This window comes from Herbaspirillum sp. 1173, assembly GCF_031455335.1.
Classification (GTDB): Bacteria; Pseudomonadota; Gammaproteobacteria; order Burkholderiales; family Burkholderiaceae_D; genus Herbaspirillum; species Herbaspirillum huttiense.
This window is the reverse complement of sequence record NZ_JAVDSP010000003.1, coordinates 72370-94325: the sequence shown is the minus strand read 5'-3', so window position 1 is coordinate 94325 and position 21956 is coordinate 72370. Positions and strand designations below refer to the sequence as shown.

Below are 21956 nucleotides of genomic sequence, written 5' to 3'. Positions count from 1 at the left end.
TTTCGGCCGTCCGCATCTGCGCCGCCGCTTCAGAGCCCAACAAAACGGATCAGAAAAATAGTCGGAGCGAAGCGACTCTATTTTTCCCGTTTTGTTGGGCTCTGAAGCGGGGACCCTCCGAAGGAGGGCGGCGGAGTTGCGGTCGCCTTCTTTTGCTTACTTTTCTTGGCGAGACAAGAAAAGTGAGCGGCTGCCGGGCCGCCCCCGGCGCGTTCTCCCGACCGGAGAGAGAAAATAATTAAGCTAGAGCGCAGGAAAGATTTCCGTGCAGACTACCCCATACCAAAAACCCAGAAAAGCACTCAGCCAAGACAAAACAAACCAAAAACCAAGAAGGATCACCCCCCAACCGGATACTGCTCCCGCATCACCCGCTTGTTGAGCTTCCCGACGCTGGTGCGAGCCAATTCAGGAACAAACCGCACCCGATCCGGCACGCCATAACGAGAGATGGTCCCAGCCTCGGCAGCAGCCATTACATGCTGCCGGATATCCTCTTCAGAAACCGCAGCCACATCCTTCTTCAGGACGACCAGCGCAACCGGCCGCTCCCCCCATTTACCGTCCTGCACCCCGATGACGGCCGTCTCAGCCACGGCAGGGTGTCGCGCGATGATGTCTTCGATCTGCAGCGAAGAGACCCACTCGCCCCCGGTCTTGATGACATCCTTGATCCGATCCGTGACCTGCAGATAGCCTTCGGCATCGAGATGCCCGATATCCTGGGTATGCAACCACCCCCCACGCCACAATTCTTCAGAGGCTTCCGCCTGATGCAGATACCCCTGCGTCAGCCAGGGCGCGCGTACCACCACTTCACCGGTGCTCTTGCCATCCCGCGGACAATCATTCATATCGCCATCCACCGTGCGCAAGGCCACCAGCGGCACCGGCCGCCCGGTCTTCACGCGCAGGACGGCTTCACGCTCGCTGCCCAGGTCCTCGGTCGGCACCTGCGCCAGCGTCAATATCGGACAAGTCTCCGACATCCCGTAACCAGTAAAGACATCAATCCCCCGATCCCGCGCCATGCGCGCCAGACTGCCCGTCATCGCCGAACCACCAATGATCATCTTCCACTCTGACAGATCCACTTCCCGCGCCTGCTCGGAGGTCAACACCATCTGCAAAATGGTCGGCACGCAATGCGAGAAGGTCACCTTCTCCTCACGGATCAGCTTGCAGATCGTGTCCGGCACATAGCGCCCCGGATACACCTGCTTGACCCCCGCCATCGTCGCCACATAAGGCAGCCCCCAGGCATGCACATGGAACATCGGCGTCAACGGCATGTAGACATCATCCCGATGCAAACGCCCCTGCTGCGGCGCCAGCGCCAGCCCGGCCGTGGTGCCCAGCGTATGCAGGACCAGTTGCCGATGGCTGAAATACACGCCCTTGGGCAAGCCCGTGGTGCCGGTGGTGTAGAAGGTCGTCGCGCGCGCGTTCTCGTCAAAATCCGGGAAGTCATACTGCGCAGCCGCCTGCGCCAGCAACGCTTCGTATTCGCCCGCGAAGCCCGGCCCCTGCGGGCAGGGACTGCCATCGTCGGTCAACAGCACGCAGCGCGTGAGGGTGTTCAACTCACCACGGATCTGCTTCAACACCGGCATGAAATCCGAATTCACCAGCAAGACATCAGCCTGCGCATGATTGAGCGTGTAGGCAATCTGCTCCGGCGACAACCGTACATTCACCGTCTGCAACACGCAGCCCATCATCGGCACCGCAAAGAAACACTCCAGATAACGATTGCTGTCCCAGTCCATCACCGCCACCGTATTGCCGGCCTGCACGCCCATTTCCTTGAGCACATTGGCCAGCCGCTGCACGCGCTCGTAAAAACCGGCATAGGTCAGCCGGCGCGCACCGTAAATGATTTCCTGCTCGGGGGCGGTGGCCAGGGCGCTGTGCAGCAACTGCTTGATCAGCAGCGGATAGCCATAGGCCGACGGGGTTTGCTCGATCGCTTGGGGCATGCCGGAGTCTCCTCTGTTGTGCGGCAGCAGGGCCGCCTCTTATGGATGGGATGGATGAAACGAACTCCGATGATACCGCCAAGTCTCCAACCGCATCGTCGCCGGGACGACGAAATTGTGGATCGTCCCGGCACTCCTTGAGTGGTCAGCGCTTTTCTTCCAGCGAGGTCACGGTCAGCGCACCATCGACCCGGTCAGCGGTGAAGCTGATCTTCTCGCCTTCGCGTGCCCGCGCCAGGATCTCGGGATCGGCCTTGAACACCATCGTCATGCCGCCCATCTGCAGATTGGGAATCTCCGCATGGCGGATGGTGAGCTTGCCCGTGCTGGTGTCGACCCTGCGGATTTCGCCATCCACTTTGGGTGCATCACCCTGTGCGTGTGCCGCCAGCGCGGTAAAACAAAGGGCCGTGGTGAGGAGGAGGGAGTGCAACATGGTCTTTCCTTTCGTGAAGTCGTCAGCGACGCAAGGTCGCTGATCCAAAAACAATGATGTAAAAATATGATGATAGAGGTGCTCAATAAGTCATTTTTTCAATGATGTCCTTGATGCCCTCCCGGCTTGATGACCTCCAGCGTGGCTGGCGCAGCCGTGCCGGAAGGAGCGGCCCGCCGGGTCTCGGGCATCTCGCCCTGCCATTCCCGCGCCACCGTGCCGGCCGGTGCGCGATACCAGCCCGGATCCCGGTAATCATCCCGCGCCAGGTTGCGCCGGACTTTCACGGTGCTGAACATGCCACCCATCTCGATGGGGCCATACGGTCCGCGTCCGGTCATCATGGGCAGGGTGTTGTCGGGCAGGGGCATCTCCATCTCGCCCATCGATCCCCCCTTGTCACCCATGGCCATGTAGTCGGGAATGAGACGGCTGATCTTGCTGACGACCTTGGACTGGTCCACCCCGATCATGGTCGGCAGGTCATGGCCCATGGCGTTCATGGTGTGATGCGCCTTGTGGCAGTGCAGGGCCCAGTCGCCTTCTTCAGTGGCATCGAACTCGATGGCCCGCATCTGGCCCACCGCAATGTCGGTGGTGACCTCGGGCCAGCGCGCCGTCGGCGGCACCCAGCCGCCATCGGTGCCGGTCACGCTGAACTCGTGGCCGTGCAGGTGCAGCGGGTGATTGGTCATGGTGAGATTGCCCACGCGGATGCGCACGCGGTCGTTCTGCCGCACCACCAGCGGGTCGATGCCGGGGAAGGCCCGGCTGTTCCAGGTCCACAGGTTGAAGTCCAGCATGGTGCTGACCTTGGGCACCGAGGCGCCCGGCGCGATGTCGTAGGCATTCATCAGGAACACGAAATCCCGATCCACCCGCATGACGCCAGGATCCTTGGGATGCGTCACCCAGAACCCCATCATGCCCATGGCCATCTGTACCATCTCGTCGGCATGCGGGTGATACATGAAGGTGCCGGCGCGTTTGGCGGTGAACTCATACACATAGGTCTTGCCAGGCGGGATGGCCGCTTGCGTCAGGCCCGATACGCCATCCATGCCATTGGGCAGGCGCTGTCCGTGCCAGTGCACCGAGGTCGCTTCGGGCAGCTTGTTGGTCACGAAGATGCGCACCTTGTCACCTTCCACCACCTCGATGGTCGGGCCGGGGCTCTGGCCGTTGTAGCCCCACAGCCTGGCCTTCATGCCGGGCGCGATCTCGCGCTCCACGGCTTCAGCGATCAGGTGAAATTCCTTGATGCCGTTCTTCATGCGCCAGGGCAAGGTCCAGCCATTGAGCGTAACCACCGGCTGGTAAGGGCGGCCAGTGGCGGGTTGCAGCGGGGGCTGCGTGGCGGCGCTGGTTTGCAGCGGGGCTTCAGGCAGACCGGCGGCACCGGCGCGGCTGACGGCACCGGCCGTTACGGCGAGCGCCGCGCCTTGCAGGAAGTGGCGGCGCGCTTTGTCGTTCGGGTTCATGGTTGCTTTCCTGGTTGGGGACGGCCGCCCAGCGCCTGTTGCAGGCTGGCGTCGGCGATCCAGAAATCACGCTGGGCATCGATGGCGGCATTGATCGTGGCCGCCTGTTCGCGCGCATCCGCGAGCAAGGCGAAGACGCTGATGAGCATGCCGTTGTAGCGCAGCAGGTTTTCTTCGGCGATGCGCTGGCGCAGCGGCACCAGTTCATCCTGGTAGCGCCGGGCCAGCGCATAGGCATCCTGCCGCTCACGCCAGGCCAGGCGTGCCTGGGCGCGTGCATCGAGAAGAGCCGCAGCCAGCTTGTGCGCACCCTGCAGGTAGATGGCCTCGGCCTTGGCCGTGCGCGCCTCGCCCCAGTCGAAGAGCGGAATCTCCAACGAGATCTCGTAGCCGTTCTCATTGGGCTTGCCGCTCTCGGTGGTGCGCACCGCGCCCAGGTCCAGCACGTTGATGAAGCGGGTGGCGCGGGTCAGTCCCAGCGAAGCTTGCAGGCCCTCCAGTTCGGTGCGGGCGGCCTGGACGTCGAGGCGCTGCTGCAGGGCTTGCTGCTCGATGTCATCGACCGCCTCCAGCTGCTTGGGCAGGGGCGGCAATTGCGCCGGCAGCGCGAAATCCGGTGGCAGCCCCAGCAGGCGGGCCAGCGTTTCCTTGTTTTGCGCCGCTTGCCGGCGCGCCTGCTGCAGGCTGGCTTGCGCCTGGCCATAGAAGAACTGCTCGCGCGCACCATCGAGCTGGCTGATATTGCCCAGCCGCGCCATCTGCGCCGCCAGTTCATGCGCAGCTTCGGCCGCATCGGCCACCTGCTCCTGATACTGCAAGCCCTGCTGCGCGCCCACCGCCTGGTAGTAGGCCTGGCGCGTCTGCGCTGCCAGCGTCAGCACGCGCGCGGCCAGCGACAGGCGCACCTGCTCGAAGCGCCGCTGTTCGATGCGCGCAGTCGTCGGCAGGGTGATGAGGCGCATCAGGCCCAGTGACAGGCTGCGCTCGATCTTGAGATCGTCGCCCGCATGGGTGCGCTTGAAGGAGAAACCGGGATTGGGCAGGCGGCCGGCTTGCACCAGGTCGGCCTCAGCCACGCCCAGTCCGGCGAAATCGGCCTGCAGATCAGGATTGTGGAGGAGGGCGATCTGCACCGCATCGTCGGCACTGGCCAGTCGCGCTGCGCCGCTTGCAGGATCGTGCAGCAAGGCGCGTACGCGCTCGCTGCTGGCCTGGGTCTGTTGCGGGCTGCGGTTCCAGGCCGGGGTGTGGCCCAGGCGCTGCTGGCTGGTCTGCTCGACCTGGCCGAAACCGCCATCCGGCGACAGCTGCGCACAGCCGGCCAGCAAGGCACAGGCGGCCACGGCAGCGGCCCGCCAGGGACGTGAAACTTGGGGAATCATGGAATCCTCGTCTGATGATGATCGTCACGCCACGCGCGCACTGACGTCAGCGCGCACGAGGCTCAGGCGCACGCGAAGGTGCGCAGGGCAGGATCAGGCGAGGGCAGGGGGACGGTCGGGGTTTTCCGGCAGATAGCCGACGAAGCCGGAAGCCGGCAGCGCAATGAATTCGCGCGAGGGAAGATCAGGCGCAGGCGGTGCGCTCAAGGCCAGCGGCAACAGGCCACCGACGGTGCAGGCGGCGCAGAAGCTGCAGGAGGAATGCGTGTGATGTTGCTGATGGGGCGTGTCGGTGGCGTCAGCAGAGGTGAGCTGTGTTGCCGCGCCATGATCGGCGTGATGGCCTTGATGGGCCTGCTGGTCATGATGCTGATGCTGCTCATGCTGCATCTGAGGCGCTTGCACTGCGGGCGCATGATGCTGTACCGCCTGCTGCTGCGTCGGCGCGCAGGCCTGCAGCACGGCGGCGAAGCCCTGGACGGGAATCGCCAGCGCCAGCAGCCAGAGCAGGAGGAGTTTTGCGCGCAGCATCATGGGCGGCAGTATAGACCGGGGCCATCCCTGCGATCAACCTGTACGGCCGGCTTCAGGCCGCAGCCTTGCGCTGGCGCAAGCCGCGCACCAGGCGCAGGCCGTTGAAGACCACGATCAGGCTGGCCCCCATGTCGGCAAACACCGCCATCCACAGTGAACTCATGCCCACCAGCGCCAGCGCCAGGAACACCGCCTTGATACCCAGCGCAATGCTGATGTTCTGCACCAGGACCGTGTGGGCCTTGCGGCTCAGGCGAATGAAATCGGGGATCTTGCGCAGGTCGTCATCCATCAGGGCCACGTCGGCCGTCTCAAGCGCGGTGTCAGTACCGGCCGCGCCCATGGCGAAACCGATGTCGGCCCGCGCCAGCGCCGGGGCATCGTTGATGCCGTCGCCGACCATGCCCACCCCGCGCACGCCATGGCGCGCACTGAGTGCTTCGATGGCCTTGAGCTTGTCTTCCGGCAGCTGGTCCCCGCGCGCATCGGCAATGCCGGTCTGGCTGGCAATGGCCTGTGCGGTATGGCTGTTGTCGCCGGTCAGCATGATGACTTCCACGCCCAGCGCACGCAGCTCGGCCACCGCTTCCTTGCTGCTGGGGCGCACCGTGTCGGCCACCGCCACCAGCAACTGCGGCTGGCCGTCACGGCACAGCACGGTGGTGGTCTTGCCCTGCTTCTCGAAGGCTTGCAGGCGCGCCTCCAGCTCCGGGCTGCACTGGCCCAGCTCGTGCACCAGGCGGTGGTTGCCCAGGTGCAGCAGTTGTCCGCCGATGCGCCCCTGCACGCCGCGTCCGGCCAGGGCGGCAAAGTCGCTCACCTCCAAGGTGACGATGTCTTCCTGAAGCGCAATGGCGCGCGAGACCGGGTGGTCCGAGCGCGATGCCAGCGAGACCGCCAGTTGCAGCAGCGCCTGTTGATCCGCCCCGGCCTGCAGCGAGACCACATCGGTCACGGCGGGCTTGCCGAAGGTAATCGTGCCGGTCTTGTCCAGCGCCAGCGCGCGCAATTGGCGGCCCTGCTCCAGATAGACGCCGCCCTTGACCAGGATGCCATGCCGCGCCGCCGAGGCCAGTCCGCTGACGATGGTCACCGGCGTGGAGATCACCAGCGCGCAAGGGCAGGCGATCACCAGCAGGACCAGGGCCTTGTACAGCCACGGCTGGAAGGGGGCACCCATCAGCAGCGGCGGCAGCACGGCCACCAGTACCGCCATCAGCACCACCGCCGGGATGTAGTAGCGCGCGAAGTTGTCCACGAAGCGCTGGGTCGGGGCGCGCTGGCCCTGCGCCTGCTGCACGCTCTTGACGATGCGCGCCAGGGTCGAGTCGCCTTGCACGGCTGTCACGCGCATCTCGAAAGCACCCTGTTCATTGATGGTGCCGGCAAAGACCGGGTCACCGGGCTGCTTCTGTACCGGTATGCTTTCCCCGGTGATGGGGGCCTGGTTGATGCTGGTGCTGCCTGACAGTACCAGGCCATCCAGCGGTACACGTTCCCCGGGGGCGACCCGTACAGTTTCATCCACTGTCACGGTACGAGCCGGTACAGTTGACCAGACACCGTCCGCGCCACGCCGGGTCGCCATGTCGGGCGTCATGGCCATCAGTCCGGCGATGGCGTTGCGGGCGCGGTCCAGCGACAGGGCTTCGATCATCTCGGCCAGGGTGAACAGCACGATCACCACTGCCGCTTCCGGCCACTGGCCGATGACCGCCGCGCCGATCACGGCCAGCGACATCAGGAAGTTCATGTTCAGCGAGAAGTTGCGCAGCGCAATCCAGCCCTTCTTGAGCGTGCCCAGGCCGCCCAGCAGGATGGCGGCAAGCGCCAGCGCAATCACCGGCAGGGAGCGCTCATCACCGCTGGTCCAGGCCAGCACCTCGGCCCCCAGTGCGGCTACGCCCGCCAGCCCCAGCAGCGCCCAGCGGCGCGCCGGGATGCGGTAGGCAGCGGCCTGGTCGGGGGCATCGCGGCCGGCGTCGGCATCCAGTGAATCGGACTTCACGGCCGGCAGCATGTCCAGCGCCTTCAAGGTCTCCACCAGCGGCGCGATGGAGGGCAGTTGGTGCTGCACCGTCAGCTCGCGCTGGATCAGGTTGAATTCCAGCGTGCCCACGCCCGTCATCTGCGAGAGCCGTTCGCGGATCAGCTTTTCTTCGGTCGGGCAATCCATCTTCTGGATGAAGAAGACGGCTTCCTCGGTCTTGCCCTCCAGGTGCGCTGCGGGGACCGGGGCAGGGGCCGCTTCATTGCTGGCGCAGGCATGGCCGGAACAGCAGCCGTGTGCTTGCTGCGCGTGGGTATGGGCATGACCATGGTCGTGCTCATGCTCATGCGCGTGGTCGTGCGAATGGTCGTGATCGTGCTTGTGGGAATGTCCAGCCATCGAGGCCTCCTTGTGCAGCCAACAGGTTTCAGGGGTATATTAAAAACCCTGAAGTAACTACAAGGTCAAGCGAGGATCCCATGGATACGTTGAAGATCGGCGAACTGGCTGCCCAGGCAGATTGCCCGGTAGAAACCATTCGCTATTACGAGAAGGAAGAGTTGCTGCCCGAGCCCACACGATCGCAGTCGAATTACCGGCTCTATGGCGCGCGCCATGTGGAGCGGTTGCAATTCATCCGCCATTGCCGTTCGCTGGACATGACGCTCGATGAAGTGCGCGAACTGCTGCGCCTGCGCGACGCACCCGAGCAGAATTGCGGCGAAGTCAATGCGCTGCTGGACAAGCATATCGGCCACGTGGCCCAGCGCATCCTGCAGTTGCAGGCCCTGCAGGAGCAATTGCACCAGCTGCGCGCCCAGTGCGAGGTGGAACAGCCGGCGCGCGACTGCGGCATCCTGCAAGGATTGGCCAGCCTGCCCGACGACATGAAGCCGGCCAATCTTGGCAGCCATGGGGGCGGCTGCCACTGAAGTCCACGTTCAGGCCGGGCGCGCCAGCCAGGCCAGCACTTCCTCGACGACTTCTTCCGGTTTTTCGCGCTGGGGGAAATGCCCGGCCCCCGGGATGAGCACGCGGCGGTAGGCGGCCCCGAAGTAGGGCTCGCGGTCTTCCGAGGTCGAGGGATGATTGGCACCATCCTCGGTGCCATGCAGCACCAGCGTGGGCACCATGATGCGCGGTGTGTCCTGCAATTTGGCCTCCAGCGCCGCATAGGCGGGATCGCCCTCGGCAAAGCCCCAGCGGTGCCGGTAGGAATGCACGCAGATCTCGGCCCAGTCTGGATTGTCGAAGGAGGCGGCGGTATTGGCGAATTCGCTCTCGGCAAATTTCCAGGAAGGTGACCAGGTATTCCACATGAAGCGCGCGAAGCCACGGCGGTCCTCGCGCAATTCGGTTTCGCCGCGCGGGGTGGCGAAGAACCAGTGGTACCAGTAATTGCGCGATTGCTGCAGCGACAGCCGCTGCCCCGGCGTATTGGTGCCCCAGCCCACCGAGAGGGCGATGCAATGGGCGATGCGTTCGGGGGTCTGCGAAGCGGCGATGTAAGCGGCCCGTGCACCCCAGTCGTGGCCGATGACGGAGTAGCGCGCCAGGCCCAGGGCATCGGCAAAGGCCATCAGGTCGCTGCCCAGCGCGGCCAGCTGGCCGCTGCGGGGAGTCGATTCCGAGAGGAAACGGGTCGGGCCGTAGCCGCGCAGGTAGGGGCGGATCACGCGGTAGCCGGCCGCCCGCAGCGGACCGAGGAAGGCGTCCCAGGTGCGCACGTCGTCCGGCCAGCCATGCAGCAGGATCACGGCGGGGGCCTCTGGCGGGCCACTGGTTTCAAAGCCGATGCGCAGTGTGTCGGTCTCGATGAACGTCAGGTGATTGCTCTGTGGCATGTCGGACGGCCCCCCCGTGATTTTGATGTTGTTGGTACTAGCTGGATAACGTAATTTTTAGTGATATATGAAGGGTAATTATCATCTCAAGTCGGGATGCGTGCCGCGAGCCATGCATTCTTCATGCAGGTGAAGGATTTCACCGATTTTCCAGGATCGCTTCCATCATCCACGCCGTCTGCGCAGCGCTGTCGCCACAGGATGGGTGAGGCGCACCTCCGCTCAAGTGCCGTTGCAGGTTGGCCACGTGGTGTTGCTGGATATGTTCCGGATTGGGGATGGCCAGCTCGATGCGTTCGGTCGGCGTAGTCAGCACCAGCGGCCGTTCCTCGAAGATGGAAAATTCCAGCTTGCCCGCACTGCCCGTAATCTCCACCCGGTCCGCCCGTTCAAAGCTGCCGAAGTGCCAGCTGCCGCTGCCGGTGATGCCACTGTGATAGCGCCAGCTGGCCGCCACCGCATCCCGGGCGCTGTAGATCCCTTGCTGGTTGGCGCTGGCCCCGGCTACCTGCGCCACGTCGCCGAAGAAGTGCGAGAACAGGTTCAAGCCATGGCTGGCGAGATCATCGAAGTAGCCGCCCGGTGCGATGCGGGCATCGGTACGCCAGCGGTAGCGCCCCTGCAGGTCATCCGGATGCGGGGTGCGCGCCAGCTGCCAGTGCACGTGGCGCGGCGTGCCGATGCGGCCCTCCTGCAGCCATTGGCGCAACTGCTCGAAACGCGGCAGCGAGCGCCGGTAATAGGCCACGAACAGCGGTTGTTGCGCCGCCTCGAAGGCCTCGAGCATCTGCAGGCATTCGGCATGGCTGGGGGCCATCGGCTTCTCGACGCAGCAGGGTTTGCCTGCGGCAGCGACCTTCAAGGCATAGTGCAGGTGCGTATCGGGCGGGGTGGCGACGTAGACGGCATCGATGCCGGGATCGCCGATGAGCGCATCGGCATCGTCGAACCAGCGCGGCACCCCGTGGCGCTGCGCGTAGTCGGCGGCCCGGGCGGCGTCGCGGCGCATGACGGCGGCCAGTTCGAAACCGGGCGTGCTGCGATAGGCCGGGCCGCTTTTCTTTTCGGTGACGGCACCGCAGCCGATGATGCCCCAGCGCAGTACGCTCATGCCTGTGACTCCGCATGGGCGCAGCAGTCCGGCTGCGCGCCGAGGGCATCGAGAATGGGGCAGTCGGGGCGATGGTCGCCATGGCAGTCCTGCACCAGGCGTTCCAGCGTGCCCTTCATGGTCTGCAGTTCGCGGATGCGCTGCTCCAGTTCGCCGATATGGGTCTGGGCCAGCTGCTTGACCTTGCGGCTGGAGCGCGACTGGTCCAGCCACAGCCCGATCAGGTCGCTCACCTGGGGCATGGAAAACCCCAGTTGCCGCGCCTGGCGGATGAAGCGCAGCAGGTGCACGTCGCGCTCGGCATAGACGCGGTAGCCGGCATCGGTGCGGCCGGCCTTGGGGATCAGGCCCGTTTCTTCATAATGGCGAATCATCTTGGCCGAGACACCCGAGGCAGTAGCGGCTTCTCCGATATTCATGTTCACTTCTCCATTTTTGCGGGGCCATGCGGACGCCAGCGGCGCAGCAGCAGGGCATTGCTGACCACGCTCACGCTGGAAAACGCCATCGCCGCCCCGGCCAGCATTGGGTTGAGCAGGCCCAGCGCGGCCAGCGGAATCCCGACCAGGTTGTAGATGAACGCCCAGAACAGGTTCTGGCGAATCTTGCCGTAAGTGCGGCGCGAGATGTCGATGGCGTCTGCCGCCAGGCCGGGATCGCCATGCATCAGCGTGATGCCGGCAGCCTGCATGGCCACGTCGGTGCCCGTGGACATGGCGATGCCCACATCGGCGGCAGCCAGCGCAGGGGCATCGTTGACGCCATCGCCGACCATGGCCACGACATGCGCGCCGTTTTCGCGCAGGGCAGCGACGGCTTCGGCCTTGTCGCCGGGCAGCACTTCGGCGCGCACATCCTGGATGCCCAGTGTGGCGGCCACTTGTTGTGCGGCTCCCCGGTTGTCGCCACTGAGCATGGCGGTGCGGATACCCAAGGCATGCAGGGTGGCGATGGCTTGCTGCGCGCCGGGCTTGATCTCGTCGCCGAAGGCCAGCAGGCCCAGGATGCGCACATGGCCTGCCTCACGTTCGGCCAGCCACGACAGGGTACGGCCCTGTGCCTGCAACTGGTCGGCACGCGCTTGCAGGGCCGGGGCGCTGGCTTGCAATTGCTGCATCCAGCGGCTGCTGCCCAGGCAGAGTGCGCGGCCATCGACATGGCCTTCGATGCCCAGCCCGGCCACGCTGCGGACCTGGTCGGCTTGCGGGATCGAGATGTCGGTGTGTGCCGCAGCTGCCTCCAGCACGGCCCGCGCCAGCGGGTGTTCGCTGCGGGCTTGCAGGGCGGCGGCCAGGGCCAGCAAGGCATTGTCCTGTTCCTCTCCGGTGGCGTCAGCGGCGTGCAGTTCAGTCAGGCGCGGACGGCCCACGGTGAGCGTGCCGGTCTTGTCGAAAGCGATCACGTCGACCCGATGCGCGATCTCCAGCGCCTGCGCATCCTTGATGAGGATGCCGTGGCGTGCGGCCACCCCGGTGCCGGCCATGATGGCCGTGGGGGTGGCCAGGCCCAGTGCGCAAGGGCAGGCGATCACCATCACCGCCACCGCATTGAGCAGGGCCTGTTGCCAGTCGCCTGCCGCCAGGCCCCAGCCGAGGAAGGTGAGGGCCGACAGCAGCAGCACCGCAGGCACGAAGACCGCGCTGACCTTGTCCACCAGGCGCTGGATCGGCGCCTTGGCCGCCTGCGCCTGTTCCACCATGCGCACGATGCGCGCCAGCATGGTTTCGGCACCGATGGCGGTGGCTTCGAAGACCAGCACCCCTTCCGCATTGATGGCACCGGCGGCCAGATGGTCGCCGGCTTGCCTGGCTTGCGGGCGGCTCTCGCCGGTCAGCAGGGCTTCATCCAGATGGCTGCGGCCCTCCTTGACGATGCCATCGACCGGGACCCGCTCGCCGGGACGCAGCACCACCAGATCTCCCACGCGCACCTGGGCCAGCGGCACGTCGATGTCTTGTCCGTCGCGGCGCACGCGGGCACGGTCGGGACGCAGCGCATTGAGGGCGGCGATGGCGTCGGCCGTCTGGCGCTTGGCGCGGCCTTCCAGCCATTTGCCCAGCAGGACCAGGGTGATGACCACGGCCGAGCTTTCAAAGTAGAGATGCGGCATGGCCATGGCGTGATCGCCCATGTCCGGCATGCTCAGCCATTGCCAGACCGATAGCCCGTAAGCTGCACTGGTGCCCAGCGCCACCAGCAGATCCATGTTGCCCGAACGCGCGCGCAGCGCGCCCCATCCGGCGTGATAGAAACGCCAGCCCAGCCAGAACTGCACGGGCGTGGCCAGCAGCCATTGCCACAGCGGGGGCAGGCTCCAGCCGATGCCCAGCGGGGCCAGCAGCATGGGCAGCAAGAGCGGCAGCGACAGCGCGGCCGAGACGGCCACCGGCCACCAGCTGGGCAGCTGTTTCTTGGTGCTGGCCGGCGCGGCGGTTTCTTCAGGGATGTGCTGGTGCGCCTGATAGCCGGCCTTTTCAATGGCGGCAATCAGGGCAGCCGGGGCCACGGGTAGGGCCGTGGCGATGCTGGCGCGTTCGGTGGCAAGGTTGACGCTGACTTCGGTCACGCCAGGGATTTTCTTGAGCGCCTTTTCCACGCGCATCACGCAGGAGGCACAGCTCATGCCTTCGATCTCGAGGCTGATCTCGGCGGCAGCAGGGGAGGAAGAGGGCATGGCAACGACTCCGGAAGGATGGATCAAGGCCTGCATCATCATCCTTCCCATGATGGCAAGGTCAAGCCTGATTGTCGCATGGATGCACAAAGCTGCGCTTGACCTTGCCGTGGTGGGAAGGTTTAAGCTTCCATCATTGACTTCATTTCATGAAAGGAAACGCCATGAGCACCACCTTCACCGTCAACGACATGACCTGCAACCACTGTGCAGGCGTCATCACCAAGGCTGTCAAAGAGGTGGATGCCAATGCCAAGGTCGACATTGCAGTGGCCGACAAGCGCGTGGTCATCGACAGCAGCCTGCCGGCGCAGCAGTTTGCCGAGGCCATCGAGGAAGCGGGCTATACCCCGGTAGCAGCCTGAGCAGCTACTTGCTGAGCAATCGCATCGCTCCCTCCAGCCCATCCATGGTCAGCGGGAACATGCGGTTGTTCATGAGCTGGCGGATCAGTGCGATTGATTGCCGGTATTGCCACAGGCCTTCCGGCTCGGGATTGAGCCAGACGAAATGCGGGAAGGTACTGGTAAAGCGCTGCAGCCACTCGGCACCCGCCTCCGCATTGTTGTATTCCACCGAACCGCCCGGCTGCACGATTTCGTAAGGACTCATGGTGGCATCGCCCACGAAGATGAGCTTGGTGTCCGGCGTATATTTGCGCAGCACATCCCAGGTCGGGAAACGCTCGGCGTGGCGGCGGCGGTTGTTCTTCCACAGGTAGTCATACACGCAGTTGTGGAAGTAGAAGAACTCCATGTTCTTGAACTCGGTCCGTGCCGCCGAGAACAATTCTTCGGTGCGTGCGATGTGGTCATCCATCGAGCCGCCCACATCGAAGAGCATCAGCACCTTGATCTTGTTCTTGCGCTCGGGCTGCATGCGGATGTCGAGGTAGCCGGCGTTGCTGGCGGTGGCGCGGATGGTGTCGTCCAGCGCCAGTTCTTCGTCCAGTCCTTCACGCGCAAAGCGGCGCAGGCGGCGCAGCGCCACCTTGATGTTGCGGGTGCCCAGTTCGCGTTCGCCGTCGTAGTCCTTGTATTCGCGTTCTTCCCACACCTTCACCGCGCTGCGCTGGCCACCCTTGCCGCCGATGCGGATGCCCTCGGGGTTGAAGCCGCCGTGGCCGAAGGGAGAAACCCCGCCGGTACCGATCCACTTGCTGCCGCCTTCGTGGCGTTCCTTTTGTTCTTCCAGCAGTTGCTTGAGGCGATCCATCAGCTTGTCGTAACCGAACTTCTCGATGGCGGCCTTCTGCTCGGGCGTGAGGTCGCGCTGCAATTGCTTGACCAGCCATTCCAGCGGAATCTCCGGCCGCTTCTCGAAGATCGTTTCTATGCCCTTGAAATAGGCCCCGAAGGCGCGGTCGAACTTGTCGAAGTGCGCCTCGTCCTTCACCAGCGTGAGGCGCGAGAGAAAGTAGAACTCATCCAGCGAGGGCGAAATGACCTGCTTGTCCATCGCCTCCAGCAGGGTCAGGAATTCCTTGATCGAGGCCGGCACGCCGGCCTGTTTCACGGTGTAGAAGAAATCGATGAGCATGAATGCAATCCCGCAGCGGCCTCAGCGGCCCAGCTTGAACTGGAGATGGCGGCGCACCGTCGGCCATTCCGATTCGATGATGGAAAACACCACCGTGTCGCGATAGGAGCCATCGGGCATGCGCTGGTGATTGCGCAGGATGCCGTCCTGCTTGGCTCCCAGCCGCGCAATGGCCGCACGCGACTGCTGGTTCATCCAGTGGGTGCGGAACTCCACGGCGATACAGTGCATGTCTTCGAAGGCGTGCGTGAGCAACATCAGCTTGCACTCGGTATTGATGCCGGTGCGCTGGGCACTGGCGGCATACCAGGTGGAGCCGATCTCCACGCGCCGGTTGGCCACATCGGCATTCATGTAGGTGGTCATGCCGCACAGCGCACCGGTGTCATTGCGGCGGATCACGAAGGGCAGCATGCTGCCCTGCTGCTGCAGGTGCAGGCGGCGTTCGATCTCGGCGCGCATGTTTTCCGGCTTGGGGATGGCGGTGTACCAGAGCTTCCACAGCTTGCCGTCCGACACGGCGGCAATGAGCGCATCGTGGTGCTCGGGATGCAGCGGCTCGACGGTGGCGAACTGGCCCTTCAAGGTGATCGGCGAGAGAAATTGCATGGCGGCTCCCGGTGGTTGGCGGCAGGTTCAGCGGTTGTTGCGCGACATGAAGACCAGCCGCTCGAACAGGTGCACATCCTGCTCGTTCTTGAGCAGCGCGCCATGCAGGGGCGGGACCACGGCCTTGTTGTCCTGGCTGTGCAGGGCTTCGGGCGGGATGTCCTCGGCCATGAGCAGCTTGAGCCAGTCGATCAGTTCCGAGGTCGAGGGCTTCTTCTTTATGCCCGGTACCTCGCGCACCTGGTAGAAAGCGTCCAATGCCCGCGCCAGCAGGTCGCGCTTGATGTGCGGGAAGTGCACGTCAACGATCTGCTGCATGGTCTCCTTGTCGGGGAACTTGATGTAGTGGAAGAAGCAGCGGCGCAGGAAGGCGTCCGGCAATTCCTTCTCGTTGTTGGAGGTGATGACCACCAGCGGCCGGTGTCTGGCGCGCACCAGTTCGCGCGTCTCATAGACGTAGAACTCCATGCGGTCGATTTCGCGCAGCAGGTCGTTGGGGAATTCGATGTCGGCCTTGTCGATCTCGTCGATCAGCAGCACCACCGGCTCCTCGGCCGTGAAGGCCTGCCACAGCACACCCTTGACGATGTAGTTGTGGATGTCCTTGACGCGCTCGTCGCCCAGCTGCGAATCGCGCAGGCGCGAGACCGCATCGTATTCGTAGAGGCCCTGCTGGGCCTTGGTGGTGGACTTGATATGCCACTGCAGCAGCGGGCGGCCCAGGGCGGCGGCCACTTCCTCGGCCAGCATGGTCTTGCCGGTGCCGGGCTCGCCCTTGATCAGCAGCGGACGCTGCAAGGTGAGCGCGGCATTGACCGCCAGCTTGAGGTCGTCGGTGGCAACGTAGTTGTCGCTGCCGGTGAATTTGCCTGGATGGGATGAAGCGGCGGAATGATCTGGCATGGATGCTGTCCTTGTCAGGTTGCTGTGGTTGGATTGCCGGGAAGATGCGGCATTGCAGCAGCCGCGCCGGACATTTCATCGAGTATAAGGGAAAAACCGGCCAAATCCGGCGCACCTGCGCCGGCTTGAATTCTGCTCAATCGTTCCTATATCAAGGGCTACGCATGCAACAAACTGACAGCGCCCCAGGCGCTCACTGCCCATGAAATTTCTTTTCTTCAAGATGCTGGTGGTGTGGAGACGAATGCGTCACGGCATGCAGGCGCGTTACATGGACCGGCATGATGTCGGCCGGCAGCTGGAAGTCCTGATGCGCCGCATCGACCCGGCTGCCAGCTGGCACGAGCGGGCCAACTGGATGATCGACGTGGCTGAATGGCTGCGCCATCGCCCGGCGGTGTCGCTGCTGGACCGCCAGGCCTGGCACCAGGTGCGTCGCCAGCGGCTGGCCATCATGCTGGACTGGCTGGACCAGCACCGCGACGTGCGGCGCGCGGTCCAGAACGCGCTGCAGAAGACCCTGCGCGAAGCCACCGGCCCCGAACTTTTCTCCACCACTGGCCTGCCGCACGAACCTGGCTTCTTCGGCGAACTGAGCGAACGCCTGGCCCGGCTGATCCTGCCGCGCCACCTTTCGCCCACTGACCTCTCTTCGCTGTTCACGGCCATGTTCCCCGATCCGGACGACGCAGCCTGGCTGCTGGAGCTGGACAATGAACTGCTGCAGCGGCTGTGGAAGCTGATGGCCGATGATGGCATCTCCCACATGTACTGGCAGCAGATCGAGGAAGCCATCACCTATCTGACCACTACGGTGGTGGCCGATGGCATCAGCCCGGCCTTCCGCCAGCGGCTGGAACCCAAGATGCCCATGCGCGCCACGCCCTTCCTGGCGCTGCGGCGCGAGATGGAAGCCTGGCTGCGCGCCCAGCCGGGCGACCTCGGCGCCTTGCGCAGCGTGCGCATGCTGGTCGCGGTGTGCCATGCGCAGACCGACCGCATCTATGCGCACCTGGATGAATACGGCGTCTCGGTGAGCCTGGTGTATCGCGTCGAACGCATGCGCGCGCACTTGCAGCGCATCGGGCGGCTCATCGATGTGCGTTCCGGCGTGCCTGGTCCGGTCATCAGCCCGGCCGTGCCCGGCATGGTGGCGCGGCCGGCGGCGCTGGCCGGAGCCGGACGCATGCAGCTGCTGCTGTGCGACCTGATCTCCGCCCACCATCACCGCGATTCGGTACGCGGCCTGATGCGGCGCAGTTTTGCCCTGCTGGCGCGCAAGATGGTCGAGCGCAATGCCGATCACCGGGAGCAGGCCATCGCCCGCGACGGTGCCGGTTATCGCCGGGTGATGCGGGCCGGTCTGGTGGGCGGTGCGGTCATCGCCGCCACGGCGCTGGTCAAGCAGAGCCTGTCGACGCTGGGCGTGGTGCACTTCGTCGATGGCGCGCTGGCTTCATTGAATTACGCCGCCAGTTTCCTGCTCATTGCCGCGCTGGGCGGCGTGCTGGCCACGCGCCAGCCGGCCGTGACCGCACCGGCCCTGGCCTCGCGCATGGGGGACCTGGATGCGGAGGGCATGCGTGACCTGATCGCCGAATCCGGCCAGCTGCTGCGTTCGCAGTCGGCGGGTATCTTTGGCAATCTGCTGGCGGTGATTCCGGTCACCGCCGCGCTGTGTGCCCTGGGCTGGTTCGCGCTGGGCAGCCAGCCGATGCCGGCCAGCGAGGCGCGCCAGGCCATCGCCGCGCTCTCGCTGGTAGGCCCCACACCCCTGTATGCCGCGCTGACCGGCGTATTGTTGTGGCTGGCCAGTCTCGCGGCCGGGTTTGCCGACAACTGGTTCGCTCTGCGCCGGGTACGGGAAGTGGTGTCCAACCATCGCCGCCTGGTGCACGGTCTCGGCGCCATGCGCGCCCAGCGCTGCGCCGCCTGGCTGGAGCGCAACGTGGCCACCATTGCCGGTAGCCTCTCGCTGGCCGTGCTGCTGGGGCTGGCACCGGTGGTGGCGGCCTTCTTCAGCCTGCCGCTGGATATCCGCCATGTGACCTTGGCTGCTGGTACGCTCACCGCCGCAGTCTTCAGCCTCGGCTGGGAAATCCTGATGACGCCCGCCTTCTGGCTGGCTGCCGGCGGTGTGGCTGCGACGGCCCTGTTGTCGGTGGCGGTGGCCTTCGCCTGCGCACTGGCGCTGGCGCTGCGCTCGCGCGACTTGCCGCGCCGCGCCCGCAATATCGCCATGCGGGCGGTGTTGCGCCGTTTCGTCGTCCGGCCCTTGTTCTTCATTCTTCCGCAAAAAACGGATGCGGCAGTGCAGGATGACGCCGGAGAAGACGAGGACGACGACGATGACGGCCAGGGCGGCGCGCGCCAGGACAACCGGCAACCGCGCCTGGCTTCACTTGAGCCTGGGCAAGATATGCACGTCCAGGCTACGCGGCATGTCGCCTAGCGTTGGCATCAGCCAGATGCCATAGCGGTAATATTGCAGTGCATATAATGCGTCGATCGCCCGCCCGGCCTTGCCTGGCGGGCGATTGCGTCTGTCGGGGAGGGTTTGTGCGCAGGGATGACGCTGCCGGTTTTATTGGTTAGAATCGAAAGCGTTTTTTGCGCAAGGCAGGGGGAGTGGAGAGACAAGCTTGAGCCGAAACACCGGTTGAGCCATAGCAGAAGAGCCAAACCTGCAATACCAGGGCAATCGAACAAGCACGATAAAGTTTGCCGCTGGCAGCAAAAGATGCGTTTCGTCGGGTGTCCGCCGCGCCGAGGTTGAGGCGGGGCGGATGGGAAGTCCAATCACTTACCCTGCTCACATGAAAAAACACCTCGTGTTTCTTGCCTTGGCTGGCGTGCTCGGCAGCGCGTCCGCGGCCGACATCGTCGGCAATGCCAAGGCCGCTGAAAACAAAGTCTCCATGTGCATTGGTTGCCATGGCATCCCCGGCTACAAAGCCAGCTATCCCGAGGTCTACCAGGTGCCGATGCTGGGCGGGCAGTCCGCCAAGTACATCGAGAACGCGCTGCGCGCCTACCAGAAGGGGGAGCGCAAGCATCCTTCGATGATGGGCGTGGCCGCCAGCCTGTCGGACCAGGACATCGCCGACCTGGCCGCCTACTATTCGCAGCAGAAGTAAGGGGAGCCACGAGATGAAGAAGAACCTGATTGCCCTGTCGCTGCTGGGTGCTACAGCCCTGCTGTCGCAAGCTGCCAGCGCTGCTGATGTAGCCAATGGCCGTGCGCTGGTGGAGAAGTACAACTGCGCCTCCTGCCACGGCAAGGACTACAACTCGCCCATCGATCCGGGCTATCCGAAGCTGGCCGGCCAGCATGCGGACTACCTCAAGCATGCCCTGACGGCCTACCGCCGGGGCGACACCGCCATGAATGGCCGCAACAACGCCATCATGTCCGGCCAGGCCAAGCCGCTCACGGATCGCGACATCAACGATATCGCGGCTTATCTGCACAGCCTGCCGGGGAGCCTTGTGGTGCGCAAGTAAGCTGCGTCTGTTGGTTGCGTATGAAAGAAAGCCACGCCGCAAGAGAGTTGCGGTGTGGCTTTTTGTTGTGCGCGTGAAGGCTTATCCCTGCGCCCGCCGCTTGATATTCTCGATATAAGCCGCCCCATCCGGCGGCAAGCCATTGCGCTGGGCGTTCCAGATCATCTCGCCCAGGGCTTCCATGATTTCATGATGGGCATCGTGTTCCGAGCCGCGGCGCTGGGCCAGCAGCTGGAAGGCGCCACGGATGCCGGGGGGCTGGTCGATGGAGATCTGTTCCGTGATCGACAGGTGCATCGACAGGTGCAGGAAGGGATTGCTCTGGCCGCGTTCGATCGAATAGTCGGCCGCGAGTGCTTCGTCCACGTCGCGCAGGGCATCGTGGTATTCCGGATGCTGCAGGATCCAGTCGCGGGCGATGGCTTCCAGGGGCGTCAGGACCTGGTTGCCCTGGTGCTTGCGGTAGGCTTCGCAGAAAAAGCGGCGGACATCGTGCTGGGACGGCGTGAACATGGCGGTGCATCAATCGGGGATAAAGCGCTATTCTACGCTGGTCTGCCGCCCGCTTCAGGAGGCCGGCCAAGGCCTGCGGCACGACAGGTCCAGATGAAGTAATATTCTTTCCCTACGACAAGCATCTGAATAATCCATCCAATGCAGTACCCGGCCGCATCGCCTTGGCGCGATGGGGGGAAACGCAAGGCCGGGCAGCGAGAAGGAAGCATGCATGCTTTTTGGCGGAAGCCTGATCCGGCCTGTGCGCCGTCCACGGACATGGACGCGGCCCTTGCTCTGTATCGCGCTGGCCCTGCTGGGCTGCTGCGCGCAGGCCGCGCTGGCGGCTCCTTCGGCGTCGGCCAAGGCGAGCATGGCCAGCGACGAGCAGCCGGCCGACGAATCCATCCTGGCCATCGGCTTTGCCGGCCCCTTGAGCGGCCCCTCCATGGGGGTGGGCCGCAGCATGCGCAACGGCGTGCAACTGGCGCTGGATGAGGCCAACCGGCGCGGTGTGGTCATCGCCGGCAAGCATTACCGGCTCAAGCTGGTATCCCAGGATGACAGGGCGGACCCCGGTACGGCGGAGTATGTAGCGCGCTACCTGGTCGGCCAGCGCGTCATCGGTGTGGTTGGCCACTGGACCAGCGGCACCAGTCTGGCAGCGGCCCCGGTCTACCATGCCGCCGGCGTGATCCAGGTGACGCCCTCGGCGATGAGCCGCAAGCTGACGGCCCTGTCTTATCCGCGCATCTTCCGCACCATTCCCAACAACGAGAGCATCGGCCGCTGGTCTGCGCGTTATGCCGTCGACAAGCTGGGCGTGCGCTCCGTGGTCACCATTGACGACCGCACGCCCTTCGGGCAGGGGCTGGCCGAGCAGTTCGCCCGCGAGGTGGAGGCGCAGGGTGGCAAGGTGCTGGCGCGCTACAACGTCAGCGACAAGACCTCCGACTTCAACGCTCCGCTGATGCAGGCGCGCAGCCTCAAGCCGGACCTGATCTTCTTCGGCGGACTGGACTGGCAGGCCGGCGTGCTGGCCAAGTCCATCCGCCGGTTGAAGCTGGAAGCGCGCCTGATGGCCTCGGCCGGTACCTTGGGTTTGCCCTTCCTCATGCGCGCCGGACCCGATGCCAATGGCACGCTGGTCCTCGAACCCGGGCCGCCGCAGGACAAGATGCCCGGCTGGCGGCAGTTCCGCCAGCGCTACAGCGAAGCTTTCGATTCCGACATCGACCTCTATGCGGTCTTCGCCTATGAAGCGGCGCAGTCCATCCTGCTGGGCCTGCGCCAAGCTGGCAGCACCGATCCGGATGCGGTTGCCCGGGCCATGCACCGCCTGCGCTTCGAGGGCGTGAGCGGACCGGTGGCCTTCAACGAGGAAGGCGATCTGCTCAACCCGACTTTTACCCTGTATGAAGTTCAGGACCAGCGCTGGATGCCGGTCACCCGTCTGCACGGGCTTCCGCGCTAGG

General features: G+C 64.7%; 20 protein-coding genes. 6 read left to right on the top strand and 14 right to left on the bottom strand.

Annotated elements, in window-relative coordinates; translation table 11 throughout:
* Window positions 1-338: 338 nt before the first annotated feature.
* The 6 genes from J2X56_RS12320 to J2X56_RS12295 all read right to left on the bottom strand — a co-directional run bounded on the left by J2X56_RS12320 (window position 339) and on the right by J2X56_RS12295 (window position 8201).
* A complete protein-coding gene (locus J2X56_RS12320; protein ID WP_310160552.1) occupies window positions 339-1979 on the bottom strand; it encodes a fatty acid--CoA ligase in 1641 nt (546 codons plus the stop codon).
* 145 nt (window positions 1980-2124) lie between these two features.
* On the bottom strand, window positions 2125-2415 hold the full coding sequence (locus J2X56_RS12315; protein ID WP_310160551.1) for a copper-binding protein: 291 nt from the start codon (window positions 2413-2415) through the stop codon (window positions 2125-2127).
* Window positions 2416-2513: 98 nt separating this feature from the next.
* A complete protein-coding gene (locus J2X56_RS12310) occupies window positions 2514-3896 on the bottom strand; it encodes a copper oxidase (protein ID WP_310160550.1) in 1383 nt (460 codons plus the stop codon).
* Window positions 3893-5278: a TolC family protein gene (locus tag J2X56_RS12305; protein WP_310160549.1), complete on the bottom strand. Its 1386-nt coding sequence runs from the start codon at window positions 5276-5278 to the stop codon at window positions 3893-3895. Before J2X56_RS12305 ends, J2X56_RS12310 begins: the two co-directional genes overlap by 4 nt.
* Before the next feature lie 93 nt (window positions 5279-5371).
* Window positions 5372-5812 carry a hypothetical protein gene (locus J2X56_RS12300; protein ID WP_121038786.1) on the bottom strand — a complete coding sequence of 147 codons (441 nt, stop codon included), beginning with the start codon at window positions 5810-5812 and terminating at the stop codon, window positions 5372-5374.
* 52 nt (window positions 5813-5864) lie between these two features.
* Entirely contained in the window at window positions 5865-8201 is a 2337-nt protein-coding gene (locus J2X56_RS12295; RefSeq protein WP_204725220.1) for a heavy metal translocating P-type ATPase, read from the bottom strand.
* An 80-nt stretch (window positions 8202-8281) separates the two neighbouring features.
* Here J2X56_RS12295 and cadR point away from each other — a divergent pair, with 80 nt between their 5' ends.
* Window positions 8282-8734 carry a Cd(II)/Pb(II)-responsive transcriptional regulator gene (gene cadR / locus J2X56_RS12290; protein ID WP_121038792.1) on the top strand — a complete coding sequence of 151 codons (453 nt, stop codon included), beginning with the start codon at window positions 8282-8284 and terminating at the stop codon, window positions 8732-8734.
* 9 nt (window positions 8735-8743) lie between these two features.
* On the opposite strand, the gene J2X56_RS12285 is transcribed toward cadR, so the two are convergent.
* From J2X56_RS12285 to J2X56_RS12270, 4 genes are all read right to left on the bottom strand, one after another.
* On the bottom strand, window positions 8744-9646 hold the full coding sequence (locus J2X56_RS12285) for an alpha/beta fold hydrolase (RefSeq protein WP_121038795.1): 903 nt from the start codon (window positions 9644-9646) through the stop codon (window positions 8744-8746).
* A 139-nt stretch (window positions 9647-9785) separates the two neighbouring features.
* Window positions 9786-10757, bottom strand: a complete 972-nt coding sequence (locus J2X56_RS12280) for a Gfo/Idh/MocA family protein (RefSeq protein ID WP_209568478.1) — start codon at window positions 10755-10757, stop codon at window positions 9786-9788.
* A complete protein-coding gene (cueR, locus tag J2X56_RS12275; RefSeq protein WP_121038801.1) occupies window positions 10754-11176 on the bottom strand; it encodes a Cu(I)-responsive transcriptional regulator in 423 nt (140 codons plus the stop codon). Before cueR ends, J2X56_RS12280 begins: the two co-directional genes overlap by 4 nt.
* Before the next feature lie 2 nt (window positions 11177-11178).
* Window positions 11179-13431 (bottom strand): heavy metal translocating P-type ATPase, encoded by a 2253-nt coding sequence (locus J2X56_RS12270; RefSeq protein WP_310160548.1) that lies wholly within the window; start codon window positions 13429-13431, stop codon window positions 11179-11181.
* 164 nt (window positions 13432-13595) lie between these two features.
* On the opposite strand from J2X56_RS12270, the gene J2X56_RS12265 reads away from it, so the two are divergent.
* Window positions 13596-13796, top strand: coding sequence for a heavy-metal-associated domain-containing protein (locus J2X56_RS12265; protein WP_034335405.1), 201 nt, complete (start codon window positions 13596-13598; stop codon window positions 13794-13796).
* Between the two features lie 4 nt (window positions 13797-13800).
* Here J2X56_RS12265 and J2X56_RS12260 read toward each other — a convergent pair whose 3' ends face one another.
* The 3 genes from J2X56_RS12260 to J2X56_RS12250 are packed head-to-tail and all read right to left on the bottom strand — an operon-like array spanning window position 13801 to window position 16482.
* The gene (locus J2X56_RS12260) at window positions 13801-14970 is read right to left on the bottom strand and encodes a VWA domain-containing protein (RefSeq protein WP_204725224.1); all 1170 of its coding nucleotides are present in this window, start codon (window positions 14968-14970) and stop codon (window positions 13801-13803) included.
* Between the two features lie 21 nt (window positions 14971-14991).
* The gene (locus tag J2X56_RS12255; RefSeq protein ID WP_034335411.1) at window positions 14992-15579 is read right to left on the bottom strand and encodes a GNAT family N-acetyltransferase; all 588 of its coding nucleotides are present in this window, start codon (window positions 15577-15579) and stop codon (window positions 14992-14994) included.
* A 27-nt stretch (window positions 15580-15606) separates the two neighbouring features.
* On the bottom strand, window positions 15607-16482 hold the full coding sequence (locus J2X56_RS12250; RefSeq protein WP_034335413.1) for a MoxR family ATPase: 876 nt from the start codon (window positions 16480-16482) through the stop codon (window positions 15607-15609).
* Between the two features lie 202 nt (window positions 16483-16684).
* Between J2X56_RS12250 and J2X56_RS12245 the strand changes: the two genes are divergently transcribed.
* From J2X56_RS12245 to J2X56_RS12235, 3 genes are all read left to right on the top strand, one after another.
* A complete protein-coding gene (locus tag J2X56_RS12245; RefSeq protein WP_310160547.1) occupies window positions 16685-18934 on the top strand; it encodes a site-specific recombinase in 2250 nt (749 codons plus the stop codon).
* 364 nt (window positions 18935-19298) lie between these two features.
* The gene (locus tag J2X56_RS12240) at window positions 19299-19619 is read left to right on the top strand and encodes a cytochrome c (protein ID WP_039787601.1); all 321 of its coding nucleotides are present in this window, start codon (window positions 19299-19301) and stop codon (window positions 19617-19619) included.
* Window positions 19620-19632: 13 nt separating this feature from the next.
* Window positions 19633-19986: a cytochrome c gene (locus J2X56_RS12235; protein ID WP_039787599.1), complete on the top strand. Its 354-nt coding sequence runs from the start codon at window positions 19633-19635 to the stop codon at window positions 19984-19986.
* Window positions 19987-20067: 81 nt separating this feature from the next.
* Here J2X56_RS12235 and J2X56_RS12230 read toward each other — a convergent pair whose 3' ends face one another.
* Window positions 20068-20499: a DUF1841 family protein gene (locus J2X56_RS12230; protein ID WP_088754068.1), complete on the bottom strand. Its 432-nt coding sequence runs from the start codon at window positions 20497-20499 to the stop codon at window positions 20068-20070.
* A gap of 274 nt (window positions 20500-20773) precedes the next feature.
* On the opposite strand from J2X56_RS12230, the gene J2X56_RS12225 reads away from it, so the two are divergent.
* Window positions 20774-21955: a branched-chain amino acid ABC transporter substrate-binding protein gene (locus J2X56_RS12225; RefSeq protein ID WP_310160546.1), complete on the top strand. Its 1182-nt coding sequence runs from the start codon at window positions 20774-20776 to the stop codon at window positions 21953-21955.
* The last annotated feature ends 1 nt before the right edge of the window (window position 21956 follow it).

What these genes read in the sequence shown, in the direction of transcription:
- J2X56_RS12320 (WP_310160552.1), bottom strand. Translation starts at nt 1,979, where the DNA reads ATGCCCCAAGCGATCGAGCAAACCCCGTCGGCCTATGGCTATCCGCTG.
- J2X56_RS12315 (WP_310160551.1), bottom strand. Translation starts at nt 2,415, where the DNA reads ATGTTGCACTCCCTCCTCCTCACCACGGCCCTTTGTTTTACCGCGCTG.
- J2X56_RS12310 (WP_310160550.1), bottom strand. Translation starts at nt 3,896, where the DNA reads ATGAACCCGAACGACAAAGCGCGCCGCCACTTCCTGCAAGGCGCGGCG.
- J2X56_RS12305 (WP_310160549.1), bottom strand. Translation starts at nt 5,278, where the DNA reads ATGATTCCCCAAGTTTCACGTCCCTGGCGGGCCGCTGCCGTGGCCGCC.
- J2X56_RS12300 (WP_121038786.1), bottom strand. Translation starts at nt 5,812, where the DNA reads ATGATGCTGCGCGCAAAACTCCTCCTGCTCTGGCTGCTGGCGCTGGCG.
- J2X56_RS12295 (WP_204725220.1), bottom strand. Translation starts at nt 8,201, where the DNA reads ATGGCTGGACATTCCCACAAGCACGATCACGACCATTCGCACGACCAC.
- cadR (WP_121038792.1), top strand. Translation starts at nt 8,282, where the DNA reads ATGGATACGTTGAAGATCGGCGAACTGGCTGCCCAGGCAGATTGCCCG.
- J2X56_RS12285 (WP_121038795.1), bottom strand. Translation starts at nt 9,646, where the DNA reads ATGCCACAGAGCAATCACCTGACGTTCATCGAGACCGACACACTGCGC.
- J2X56_RS12280 (WP_209568478.1), bottom strand. Translation starts at nt 10,757, where the DNA reads ATGAGCGTACTGCGCTGGGGCATCATCGGCTGCGGTGCCGTCACCGAA.
- cueR (WP_121038801.1), bottom strand. Translation starts at nt 11,176, where the DNA reads ATGAATATCGGAGAAGCCGCTACTGCCTCGGGTGTCTCGGCCAAGATG.
- J2X56_RS12270 (WP_310160548.1), bottom strand. Translation starts at nt 13,431, where the DNA reads ATGCCCTCTTCCTCCCCTGCTGCCGCCGAGATCAGCCTCGAGATCGAA.
- J2X56_RS12265 (WP_034335405.1), top strand. Translation starts at nt 13,596, where the DNA reads ATGAGCACCACCTTCACCGTCAACGACATGACCTGCAACCACTGTGCA.
- J2X56_RS12260 (WP_204725224.1), bottom strand. Translation starts at nt 14,970, where the DNA reads ATGCTCATCGATTTCTTCTACACCGTGAAACAGGCCGGCGTGCCGGCC.
- J2X56_RS12255 (WP_034335411.1), bottom strand. Translation starts at nt 15,579, where the DNA reads ATGCAATTTCTCTCGCCGATCACCTTGAAGGGCCAGTTCGCCACCGTC.
- J2X56_RS12250 (WP_034335413.1), bottom strand. Translation starts at nt 16,482, where the DNA reads ATGCCAGATCATTCCGCCGCTTCATCCCATCCAGGCAAATTCACCGGC.
- J2X56_RS12245 (WP_310160547.1), top strand. Translation starts at nt 16,685, where the DNA reads ATGAAATTTCTTTTCTTCAAGATGCTGGTGGTGTGGAGACGAATGCGT.
- J2X56_RS12240 (WP_039787601.1), top strand. Translation starts at nt 19,299, where the DNA reads ATGAAAAAACACCTCGTGTTTCTTGCCTTGGCTGGCGTGCTCGGCAGC.
- J2X56_RS12235 (WP_039787599.1), top strand. Translation starts at nt 19,633, where the DNA reads ATGAAGAAGAACCTGATTGCCCTGTCGCTGCTGGGTGCTACAGCCCTG.
- J2X56_RS12230 (WP_088754068.1), bottom strand. Translation starts at nt 20,499, where the DNA reads ATGTTCACGCCGTCCCAGCACGATGTCCGCCGCTTTTTCTGCGAAGCC.